7 protein-coding genes are annotated in these 11,023 nt (G+C 73.1%); 3 read left to right on the forward strand and 4 right to left on the reverse strand.

The window, feature by feature from the left end:
* Positions 1–110 precede the first annotated feature (110 nt).
* Genes cydD through IEX22_RS14155 form a run of 3 tightly spaced genes read right to left on the reverse strand, consistent with a single transcriptional unit; the run spans position 111 to position 6,597 of the window.
* Complete coding sequence (gene cydD / locus IEX22_RS14145; RefSeq protein WP_229660064.1) at positions 111–3,929, reverse strand: thiol reductant ABC exporter subunit CydD; 3,819 nt, start codon at positions 3,927–3,929, stop codon at positions 111–113.
* The gene (cydB, locus tag IEX22_RS14150) at positions 3,916–4,959 is read right to left on the reverse strand and encodes a cytochrome d ubiquinol oxidase subunit II (protein ID WP_188669047.1); all 1,044 of its coding nucleotides are present in this window, start codon (positions 4,957–4,959) and stop codon (positions 3,916–3,918) included. The genes cydD and cydB overlap by 14 nt, the downstream gene beginning before the upstream one ends.
* A 54-nt stretch (positions 4,960–5,013) precedes the next feature.
* Positions 5,014–6,597 (reverse strand): cytochrome ubiquinol oxidase subunit I, encoded by a 1,584-nt coding sequence (locus IEX22_RS14155; RefSeq protein ID WP_188669048.1) that lies wholly within the window; start codon positions 6,595–6,597, stop codon positions 5,014–5,016.
* 195 nt (positions 6,598–6,792) lie between these two features.
* Here IEX22_RS14155 and IEX22_RS14160 point away from each other — a divergent pair, with 195 nt between their 5' ends.
* Together IEX22_RS14160 and IEX22_RS14165 are read left to right on the forward strand one after the other, a co-directional pair.
* Positions 6,793–7,164 (forward strand): BlaI/MecI/CopY family transcriptional regulator, encoded by a 372-nt coding sequence (locus tag IEX22_RS14160; RefSeq protein ID WP_188669049.1) that lies wholly within the window; start codon positions 6,793–6,795, stop codon positions 7,162–7,164.
* A 7-nt stretch (positions 7,165–7,171) separates the two neighbouring features.
* Positions 7,172–8,227 (forward strand): M56 family metallopeptidase, encoded by a 1,056-nt coding sequence (locus IEX22_RS14165; RefSeq protein ID WP_188669050.1) that lies wholly within the window; start codon positions 7,172–7,174, stop codon positions 8,225–8,227.
* 24 nt (positions 8,228–8,251) lie between these two features.
* On the opposite strand, the gene IEX22_RS14170 is transcribed toward IEX22_RS14165, so the two are convergent.
* A complete protein-coding gene (locus IEX22_RS14170; protein ID WP_188669051.1) occupies positions 8,252–10,363 on the reverse strand; it encodes a DNA gyrase/topoisomerase IV subunit B in 2,112 nt (703 codons plus the stop codon).
* A 184-nt stretch (positions 10,364–10,547) separates the two neighbouring features.
* Here IEX22_RS14170 and IEX22_RS14175 point away from each other — a divergent pair, with 184 nt between their 5' ends.
* The gene (locus tag IEX22_RS14175) at positions 10,548–10,772 is read left to right on the forward strand and encodes a DUF7455 domain-containing protein (protein ID WP_188669052.1); all 225 of its coding nucleotides are present in this window, start codon (positions 10,548–10,550) and stop codon (positions 10,770–10,772) included.
* Positions 10,773–11,023: the final 251 nt, after the last annotated feature.

The raw sequence follows: 11,023 nt of genomic DNA on the forward strand, positions 1-11,023 counted from the left end.
CCGGGTCGCATCGCCGGGACGGAACGGCGGCCGCGGGCTGCCGCAGCCCCCGTGCTGATCCGCGGCCCGGACCCGGTCCCCGGGCCGGGCGCGTCGACGGTGAGGACCGCTCAGTCCGCCAGGACCGGCCCCCGCGCCGGATCCGGCAGGTCGATGACGGCGTCACCGGGCAGGATCTGCGTCGGGTCGTGGGTGACGAGCACGACCATCCGGTTCCGCAGGCCCCGCCGCAGGTCGGCCATCAGCGCCTCGGCGGAGGCGGTGTCCAGGTGTGCGGTGGGCTCGTCGAGCAGCACCAGCTCTCCCTCGGCGAGCAGTGTCCGGGCGATCGCCACCCGCATCCGCTGACCACCCGACAGGGCGTTCCCCGAAGCGCCGATCCGGGTGTCCAGCCCGTCCGGCAGGTCCGCGAGCAGGTCGCCCAGTCCGACGGCGTCCAGTGCTCGGCGCAGCCGGTCCTCGGTGGGCGCGTCGTCCCGGGGCCTCGCCAGCAGCAGATTGGCGCGCAGGCTCGAGTCGAACAGGTGGGCGTCCTGCGGGCACCAGGCGATCCGGGAGAGCCGGTGCCGGCCGGCAGTGCTCTCGGGCGCGCTCACCACCGGGTGGCCGTCCAGCAGGTACGGCCCCTGGGACGTCGGCAGGAACCCGAGCAGCCCGGACAGCAGCGTGCTCTTGCCGGAGCCCGACGGCCCGGTGACCACCAGCCATCCGCCGGCCGCACCCGGCACCGGCAGCAGCCCGCTCACCGGCCCGACGGCGAAGGGCTCCGTGCCGCCCCGGGGCCGCCCGGCGGCGAAGGGCTCCGTGCCGCCCCGGGGCCGCCCGGCGGCCGGCCAGGCGAAGACCGCGCCGGCCAGCTCCGCCGCGGAGAGGGGCGCCGCCGACACGGGCCCGGCCTCGCGTTCATCCTCGAGCCGGGTGCGGGGGGTCACCTGTTCCGGCCCGGTGAGATCGGCGAACCGGTCCACGGCCGACCGCAGCGCCGGCAGCTGCTGCACCGCGGTGACGGTGTCGAGGAACGGGTCGACCAGGGCGAGCTGGGTCAGCACGACGACGGCGACCGCCTCGGGATCGAGGGCGCCGGCGAGCATAGGACCGGCGCTGATCGCCGTCATGGTCACGGCCGAGAGGAGCAGGGCGAGGATGATGACGGCGCCCCCGGCGCCCTGCGCACCGGTGGCCCGGCGCGCCGCGGCGGTGGCCCTCCCGTCCGCCGCCCCGAGGCCAGCGAGGAACCGCTCGGCCACCGCGTTCGCCCGCAGGTCGGGAGCCGCGAGGATGAGGGCGGCGGTGCGGCGCAGCACGTCACCCCGGATCCGCTGCTCGGCGACGACGGCCCGGCGGTCCGCGAGCAGGGCGACGACGGGCGCGAGCACCGTCACGGCGACGAGCGCCGCCACCTGGACGCCCAGCAGCGGCGGGGCCAGCAACGCCGTGGCGATCAGCACCCCGACGGCGGTGGTGACCGCCACGATGGGCGGCAACAACACGCGCGGGGCGAGATCGCGCAGCTGGTCGACGTCGCCGATCAGCCGGGACACGGCCACCTCCCCGCGCGCCAGCACGCGCAGGGACCCGGCCCGCCGGCCGAGCGATCGCCACACCGTGGTGCGCAGGTCCGTCAGGGCGGCGAACACGGCGTCGTGCAACCACAGCCGCTCCAGGTACCGCAGCACCGACCGGCCGATGCCGAAGAACCGCACCCCGACGATGGCCGCGAGCAGGTACAGGATCGGCGGCTGCTCGCTCGCGCGCACGATCAGCCACCCCGAGAGGGCGGTCAACGTGACGGCGAACAGGGTGGAGAGGGTGCCAACGAGGACGGCGCCGAGGAATCGGGGCCGCAGCGGGTTCAGCGCCAGTCGCAGCGCCCGCCAGGTGGCCAGCGGCCGCCCGCGGCCCGTCGCGGCCGCGGGGGCGCCGGCGTCGGACGTGGTGGACGCCCTCCCCCGTGCGCCGGTGGTCGTGGCCACCGACGGCCCGGGATCCGACGCGCCGAGGTCGACGCTCCCGGCGCCGGCGGCCACCGTCGCGCTGCCCTCCGGCAGGACGGGCGTCACGACGTCCACCCGGGCACCGGGCGTCGGCAGCGCGGTCAGGATCGCGGCAGCCGCCCCGGCCCGGCCCGGCCCCTGCTCGGATGCCGACCCGACCGGTTCCGGCGCGGCGGGCGGCGGCAGCTCGACCACCGAGTCCGCGAGCGCCAGGGTGGCGCGGCTGTGCGCGACCAGCACCACCGTGACGCGGCCGCGGAGGCCGTCGATGACGTCCCCCATCACCCGGGCGGTGGCGGTGTCCAGGTGGGCGGTGGGCTCGTCGAGCAGCACGACGGTCGCTCCGCGTTCGACCCGCGCCAGCACCCGGGCGAGCCCGAGCCGGCGCAGTTGTCCGGGGCTGAGCCGTCCCGGCTCCGCGTCGGCATGGTCGGCCAGGCCGACCCGGGCGAGGAGCAGCCCGACCAGCGCCTCGGCATCGAGGTCGGCTGCGGGAGCGCCGGCCGGATCGGCGTGACCCTCCGCGTCGGCGGGCCCCGACCCGGCGGCAGCGGCCCAGGCCCGCACCTCGGCCGCGACGGTCGGCTCGGTCGTGACGGGATGCTGGGACAGCCAGGCGACCCGGTGGGGGTGGATGCCGCGCACCCGCCCGCTCACGCTCGCCACCGCCGGGTGGTCGCCCAGGGTGCCGGCGAGCACCGCCAGCACGGAGGACTTGCCACAGCCGCTGGGGCCGGCGAGGGCGGTGATGGCCCCGGCCGGGGCGGTCAGGTCCAGGCCGGTCACGGCGGCGCGGGCCCGACCGTGGTAGGTGATGGTCAGGTCCTCGACGGTCACGTCGGTGAGGGGACGCTGCCCGTCACCGGCGTCGGACGCGGAGCCGGTGACTGCGAGCCGGTGCATCGGGGCCGCATCGATCATGTCCTGGGCGCGCGCGCGGGCGGCCAGGCCGTCGTCGCTCGCGTGGTAGGCCGCCCCGAGCTGCCGCAACGGCAGATAGCACTCGGGCGCCAGGATCAACGCGAGCAGCCCGAGCTGGAGGTCCAGCTGCCCGGCGATCAACCGCACCCCGATGAAGACGGCCACCACCGCGACGGAGATGGTCGCGATCAGCTCGAGCGCCAGCGACGAGAGGAACGCGACCTTGAGGGTCTCCATCGTCCGGCTCCGGTAGTCCTCCGAGAGCTTCCGCAGCGCCCGTAGCTGCGCCCCGGCCCGGCCGAGCCCGACCAGCACCGGCAGGCCCCGGGCCAGTTCGACGAGGTGGTCGGACAGGCGGGACAGGGAGCCCGCCGCCGCGTCGACGGCGTCGCGGGTCTCCAGCCCGATCAGCACCATGAACACCGGCACCAGCGGCACGGTGAGCACGACGATGAGCGCGCTGACCCAGTCCGCCGCGAGAATCCGCAGCCCGACCAGCAGCGGGACCACGGCGCAGCCGACCAGCGCCGGAAGGTACTGCGTGTAGTAGTGGTCCAGGTCGTCCAGGCCGCGCGTGGCGAGCACCGCGACGGAGCCGGCACCGGTACCGGGCAGGTCGCGACCGGCTCCGTCGACGGCACGCCGGGTCAACCGGGCGCGCAGGCGCTCCTTCTCCCCCAGGGCGGCCCGCCGGGCGGCGACCTGACCGGCCCAGTGCGCGACGGCCTGCAGGAGCGCGCCGGCGACGCCGATCGCGAGGGTGCCTGCGGCGGGGGCCCGGCCGGCGGCCGGGTCGGCGATCGCCGTGGCGATGCCCTGGGCGACGGCGACGAGGCCGGCCGCCTTCAACGCCGCGCACAGGCCGAGCAGGTACAGCGCCCGCGGGGCGACACCGGCCCACGGCGGCGTCACCGGGCGCCGGGCGGGCTCGACCGCCGGATCGCCGCCCTCCACCGTGCCGGCGGCGTCCGTCCGGCGTGCCGGGCCACCACGGAGCCGCTCAGCGAGCGGCACGGTCGGCGGCGGCGACGGGGTCGAAGTCGTGGGCCTCGGGGATGTGCGCGACCGAGACCCGCTTGCGGAACACCCAGTAGGTCCACCCCTGGTAGGCCAGCACCAGCGGCACCCCGAAGGCGGCGACGACGGTCATCACGCCGAGGGTGTAGTCCGACGACGAGGCGGACGAGACGGTGAGGTCCCACGCCGGGTTCAACGTCGAGGGCAGCACCACGGGGTAGGCGGCGGAGAAGATCGCCGTCGCGCCGGCGAGCAGGAAGACCACCAGGCCGGCGAACGCCCGGCCCTCCCGCCCCCGTCGCGCCTGGATCCAGGCGATCACCACCGCCGCGACGGCGACGACGATGGGCAGCCACGTCAGCAGGCTGCCGCTGCGGAGCTGGACCACGAGCACCCACGCGGTGATCGGCAGCAGGCCGACCGGCAGCAGCCGCACCAGCGCGGTCCGCGCCCGGTGCCGGATCTCGCCGTCGGTCTTGAGCGCCACGAAGGCCAGCGCATGGACCAGGGCGAACCCGACGACGGCGAGGCCGCCGAGCACCGCGTACCAGGTGAACCAGGCGAACAGACCGCCCTCCCGGTCGCCGTTCGCGTTGATGGGCAGGCCCGTCGTGGTGAGGGCGAGCATCGCCCCGACCCCGAAGGCCGCGATCAACGAGCCGCCCGCGAGCGCCCAGTCCCACCCGTTGCGCCACCGGATCGACTCCCGCTTGCCGCGGTACTCGATCGCGACGGCGCGGAAGATGAGGCCGAGGAGAACGACCACGAGCGGGATGTACAGGGCGGAGAAGAGCGAGGCGTACCAGAGCGGGAAGGCGGCGAAGGTGGCGCCACCGGCGGTCAACAGCCAGACCTCGTTGCCGTCCCAGACGGGGCCGATCGTGTTCAGCAGCACGCGCCGCTCCTGCTCGCCCCGCGCGAGCGACTTCATCAAGAGGCCGACGCCGAGATCGAACCCCTCGAGCACGAGGTATCCGATCCACAGCACGGCGATGAGCGCGAACCAGACGGTGGGCAGGACGTCCATCAGTGACCTCCGGACAGGGTGGATGCGGCAGGGGCGGGCACGGCGCGGCGGGACTCAGTAGGCGAAGGCGAGGACATCCCCGTCCCCCTTCGGCCGGTCGCCGCGGTCGTCGTCGTCGTCCGACCGCGCGTGCGCCAGTTCGGGCATCGCGGAGGCGACCCCGCCCCGGATGAACTTGAGCAGCAGGCCGACCTCGAGCACGGCGAGCACCGCGTAGACCAGCGTCAGCGCGATCAGCGAGAACAGGATCTCCCCGAAGGACACCCCCGGCGAGACGGCGGCCGCGGTGTACATGAACACCTGGTCGACGCCGCTGGGATCCGGATTGGGCGCGACGACGAACGGTTGCCGGCCCATCTCCGTGAAGATCCAGCCCGCCGAGTTCGCCCCGAAGGGAGCGAGGATGGCGAGGACCGCGCTGACCATCAGCGGCTTCGACAGCGGCACGGTGCCCTTGCGGGTGATGATCAGGCCGAGGAAGCAGGCGAGCGCGGAGAGCGCACCGAAGGTGATCATCATCCGGAACCCCCAGTAGGTGACCTCCATGACGGGCACGTACTGGATCGCCTGCCCGGCGCGGTCGCCGTAGATCGGGTTGTCCGGCAGATTCGTGCCGTACTTCTGCTGGTACTCGGGGGTCAGCTCGTTGACGCCCTTGACCGGGGTGTCGAAGTCGTTGTTCGCGAGGAACGAGAGCAGGCCCGGCACCTCGAAGACGGCCACCATGTCGCTGCAGTCGCGGGAACCGAGTTGGCCCACGGAGAGGACCGAGAACTGGGTGCCCGAGTGGCAGGCCGCCTCGGCCGCGGCCATCTTCATGGGCTGCTGCTCGAACATGAGCTTGCCCTGCGCGTCGCCGGTGATCGCGGTGCCGGCGAAGGCGACGACGGCGATCCAGCCGCCGATCACCAGCGAGCGGAACCACACCTTGTGCTCGACGACGTCGCGGCCGACGCCCTTTCCGGCGCCCGGGATGACGTAGCCCTTCGCGTCGACGGTGTCGACGCCGTCCTTCCGGCGTCGCCACAGGTGGTACCAGCCGACCCCGAACAGCATGGCGCCGCCGACGGCGAAGGCCCCCGTGACGGTGTGGGCGAAGGCGACGAGGGCGGTGTTGTTGGTCAGCACGGCCACGACGTCGGTCATCCGCGGACGCCCGTCCACCATCTCCACGCCGACCGGGTGCTGCATCCACGAGTTGGCGACGATGATGAAGTAGGCGCTGCCGATCGCCGCGAGCGACGCCGCCCAGATGCAGGCCAGGTGCACGAGCTTCGGCAGCCTCTTCCAGCCGAAGATCCACAGCCCGAGGAACGTCGACTCGACGAAGAAGGCCAGCAGCGCCTCCATGGCGAGCGGCGCGCCGAACACGTCGCCGACGAACCGGCTGTACTCGCTCCACGCCAGGCCGAACTGGAACTCCTGGACGATGCCGGTGGCCACGCCCATGATGAAGTTGATCAGGAAGATCTTTCCCCAGAACTTCGTCATCCGCAGGTAGTGCTCGCCCCCGGTGCGGTACCACAGGGTCTGCATGACGGCCACGCTGAGGCCGAGACCGATGGTCAGCGGGACCATCAGGAAGTGGTACACCGTGGTGATCCCGAACTGCCACCGGGCGATGTCGAGAGGGTCCATTCCGTGCGCTCCTAGACCGGGGGACTCATGAGCATCGGTGCGGCGAGCCGCCGCGACCTCGCAATTTCTACAATCCGTAGAATCCGTACTTTCTACCGAGTGTAGAACAACCCGTCGTCGCGCGGTAATCTGGTCACCGACACGACATCCACCGGTGCCCGCGTGGGCACCCGCCATCAGTGTAGAGGGGGGAGTATGGCGTCTCTCGGGGACCTCGAGCGGTCCATCATGGACCAGCTCTGGTCCAGTGCGGACCCGATGACCGCGACCGCGCTGCGGGACCGGCTGGCCGACGGGCCCGACGCGGACGCGGGCCGCGAACTGGCCGTCACCACGGTGCTCACGGTGCTCTCCCGCCTGGAGAAGAAGGGCCTGGTCGCCCGCAGCCGGACCAGCCGTCCGCACCAGTACCGGGCGGTCTCCAGTCGTGAGGCCCACACGGTGTCGCTGATGAACGAGGTGCTCGGCCAGGCACCGGATCGTGATGCCGTGCTCAGCCGATTCGTCGGCTCCATGTCCGAGGAGGACGCCTCCCTGCTGCGGGAGATCCTCCGCGGCCGCGGCTGACGCCGGCATGGTCCGCACGGGTCTGATCCTGGGTCTGCTCGCCGTCGTCCTGGCCTGGCCGGTGCCGATGATCCTGGTCCGGGCCCGGTGGACCGCGCGCGGACCGGCCCTTGCCCTCGTGCTGTGGCAGGCCATCGCCCTCTCGGGCGGCATGTGCATGATCGGTGCCCTGCTCGCCTTCGGCCTGGCCCCCGCCGGGGACGACCTGCCCGCCGCGGCCGCGTCGTTGCTGGGCTCCGTGTCCGGCGGGGCCGACCCCGGCCTGACCCTCGGCGTGCTGCCCGTCTTCGCCCTGTGTGCCGCCGTGCTGCTGGGGGGCCACCTGCTGTTGACCCTGGGGCTGACCTGGCGGCGGATCGGCCAGCGCCGGCGCGCGCACCGGGACGCCCTGCGGCTGCTCAGCCATCCCGCGGACCGGGACGGCCGGCTGAAGGACGGTCGGTGGGGCGACGGCGCGGAGCGGGACAGCACGATCGTCGTCGACCATCCCACGCCCCTGGCCTACTGCCTGCCCGGAGGAACGAAGTCGGTCACCGTGCTCTCGGACGGCCTGCTGCAGGCGCTCGCCCCGGCCGAGCTCGACGCCGTCCTCGCCCACGAACGGGCGCACCTGACGCAGCACCACCACCTGCTGCTGCTCGCGTTCGCGGCGTGGCGCTCGTCGTTGCCGTGGCTGCCGACGTCGCGGCTCGCTCTGGGCGCGGTCACCGACCTGGTGGAGATGCTGGCCGACGACGACGCCCTGCACACGGTCGACCGGCCCACCCTGGTGCGGGCCATCGCCATCGTGGGCGGTGCCTCCGCCGGGCCCCGCACCGGCTCGCGCGCGTCGACCGGCACCGGCGACGCCGACGGACCGGAGCCGGCCGCGGTGACGCCCGTGGACCCGGTCGTGCGGGTCGACGGGGTGGAGGCGGACGCGATGGCGACGCCACGGCGGGTGACGCCGGCCCGGGTCACGCGGCTGCTGCGCCCGCAGGCGCCGCTGGGCGCGCTCCCCCGCGTCGCCGTCGGGCTGGTGGCGCTGCTGCTCGTGCTCGCACCCGCGGCGCTGCTCGTCTGAAGCGCCCCGCCGGCCGCGCGCGGCTCAGGCGTCGATGCGGTCCCGGTCCAGCGACGCGGCGCCGGCGACGATGAAGTCCTTGCGCGGGGCCACCTCGGAGCCCATCAGCAGTTCGAACACCGTCTCGGCCGTGGCGGCCTCCTGGTAGCGGACCCGGCGCAGGGTGCGGTGCCGCGGGTCCATCGTGGTCTCCGCGAGCTGGTCGGCGTCCATCTCGCCGAGGCCCTTGTACCGCTGGATCGGCTCCCTGTACCGGCGGCCGGACTTCTCCAGGCCGGCCAGCACCCGGTGCAGCTCTGCATCGGAGTATGTGTAGACGGTGTCGTTGGCCTTGCCGCCCGGGTTGACGATCTCCACCCGGTGCAGGGGCGGGACGGCGGCGTAGACCCGGCCGTCCTCGACCATCGGCCGCATGTACCGGAAGAACAGGGTCAGCAGCAGGGTGCGGATGTGCGCGCCGTCCACGTCGGCGTCGGTCATCAGGATGACCTTGCCGTACCGGGCGGCGGACAGGTCGAAGGTGCGGCCCGAGCCTGCCCCGACCACCTGGATCAGCGCCGCGCACTCGGCGTTGGAGAGCATGTCCCCGATCGAGGCCTTCTGCACGTTGAGGATCTTGCCGCGGATCGGCAGCAACGCCTGGTAGTCCGACGAGCGGGCGAGCTTGGCGGTGCCGAGCGCGGAGTCGCCCTCGACGATGAACAGCTCCGACTTCTCGACGTCGTTGATCCGGCAGTCGGCGAGCTTGGCCGGCATCGTCGAGGTCTCCAGCGCGTTCTTGCGCCGCTGCGTCTCCTTGTGCTGGCGGGCCGAGACGCGGGACTTCATCTCGTTGACGATCTTCTCGAGCAGCGCGTTGGCCTGGGTCTTCTCGGCCCGCGCGGTCGACGTCAGCTTCGCCGTCAGGGCCTTCTCGACGACCCGGGAGACGATGCCCCGCACCGCCGAGGTGCCCAGCACCTCCTTGGTCTGTCCCTCGAACTGCGGTTCGGCGAGCCGCACCGTGAGCACGGCCGTGAGGCCGGCGAACACGTCGTCGCGCTCGACCTTGTCGCTGCCGGCCTTCAGCCGCCGGGCGTTCGTCTCCACGGCCTTGCGGAAGGTCTTCAGCAGGGCCTGTTCGAAGCCGGACTGATGGGTGCCGCCCTTGGGGGTGGCGATGATGTTGACGAAGCTGCGGATGGTCGTGTCGTAGCCGATCCCCCAGCGCAGGGCCACGTCGACCTCGCAGTCACGGGTGACCTCGGTCAGCCGCGAGTGACCGGACTCGTCGAGCACGGGCACCGTCTCGGTGAAGGAGCCGCTGCCGTGGATGCGCCACGTGTCGGTGACCGAGGCGTCGACGGCGAGGAACTCGGCGAACTCGGCGATGCCGCCGTCGTGCTGGAAGACCTCCTCGGCGACGCCCTGCTCGGCGGGCGTGCCGGGCAGGCCGCGCTCGTCCCGGATGGCGATCCGCAGCCCGGGCACGAGGAAGGAGGTCTGCCGGGCGCGGGTGACCAGCTCGTCGTAGTTGAACCGCGCGTCGGGGGTGAAGATCTGCCGGTCCGCCCAGTAGCGGATCCGGGTGCCGGTGACGCCGCGCTTGGTCTTCCCGACGACGTCGAGCGTCGTCGCCTCCTCGAACGGGGCGAAGGCGGCGTCCGCGGTGGGTCGGGAGCCGCGGTCGGTGAAACGCCCCGGCTCGCCGCGGCGGAACGACATCTGGTAGGTCTTCCCGCCCCGGTCCACCTGCACGTCGAGGCGGGCGGACAGGGCGTTGACGACGGACGCGCCGACGCCGTGCAGGCCGCCCGACGCGGTGTAGGACCCGCCGCCGAACTTGCCGCCGGCGTGCAGCTTGGTGAAGACGACCTCGACGCCGGTCAGGCCGGTGCGCGGCTCGATGTCGACGGGGACGCCGCGGCCCTCGTCGTGGATCTCGACGGAGTTGTCGGCGTGCAGGATCACCGTGATGTTCTGCCCGTACCCGGCGAGTGCCTCGTCGACGGAGTTGTCGATGATCTCCCAGAGGCAGTGCATCAGTCCCCGGGAGTCGGTGGAGCCGATGTACATGCCGGGTCGTTTGCGGACCGCTTCCAGCCCCTCGAGCACCGAGAGGTGCCGGGCGGTGTATTCGGAGCGCTGCGCAGTCACGTGATCCTGATCCGTTTCGTGGGTGGGGCCGGACGGAGGGGTCGGCTTCTCGATCCTAGGCCAGCACACGGGCACGCCCCGGCAGGCGCACCCGGTACGCGGTCAGCGAAAGACGCCCGTGCCTGGGCTGATCGGGGGCCTCCGAGTGGTTGTATGGAGTACAGCATCCAGCGAGGAGGTAGTGATGAGTACAGCAGTGGCAGACCGCGAGCTGACGGCCATGGATCGGTGCGACAGCTGCGGAGCACAGGCCTACGTGCGTGTCGTGCTCGAATCCTCCGGGGGTGAGCTGGCTTTCTGCGCGCACCACGCGCGCAAGGTCGAGGCCCGACTGCGGCCGCTCGCCGCGTCCTGGCAGGATGAGACCGCCCGACTCCACGAGCCGGCGGCACCCGCGGCGGCGGACTGAGCGCCCCGGACTGATTCCGGCGCCCGGCCGCACCGTTCGCGGACCGGACGACCCGGCCGAGACAACGACAGAAGGCCCGTTCCCCTCGAGGGAACGGGCCTTCTGTCGTGTCGTCCATCGGTGGCCCGACGGCGTTGCCGACGCCGGGCCACCGATCAGACCCTATGAGGGTGCGGGTTGCCTGGGTCTTGAGGCCGGGGCCTCGCGTATGCAGTGATTCGTGGATCACTCGCTCGGTCGGCGGGCGGGTG

This window comes from Tersicoccus solisilvae (genome assembly GCF_014643255.1).
Lineage (GTDB): Bacteria > Actinomycetota > Actinomycetes > Actinomycetales > Micrococcaceae > Tersicoccus > Tersicoccus solisilvae.

Coding starts and splice junctions, on each gene's coding strand:
- IEX22_RS14175 (WP_188669052.1), top strand. CDS start 10,548: ATGAGTACAGCAGTGGCAGACCGCGAGCTGACGGCCATGGATCGGTGC.
- cydB (WP_188669047.1), bottom strand. CDS start 4,959: ATGGACGTCCTGCCCACCGTCTGGTTCGCGCTCATCGCCGTGCTGTGG.
- IEX22_RS14165 (WP_188669050.1), top strand. CDS start 7,172: ATGGTCCGCACGGGTCTGATCCTGGGTCTGCTCGCCGTCGTCCTGGCC.
- IEX22_RS14155 (WP_188669048.1), bottom strand. CDS start 6,597: ATGGACCCTCTCGACATCGCCCGGTGGCAGTTCGGGATCACCACGGTG.
- IEX22_RS14160 (WP_188669049.1), top strand. CDS start 6,793: ATGGCGTCTCTCGGGGACCTCGAGCGGTCCATCATGGACCAGCTCTGG.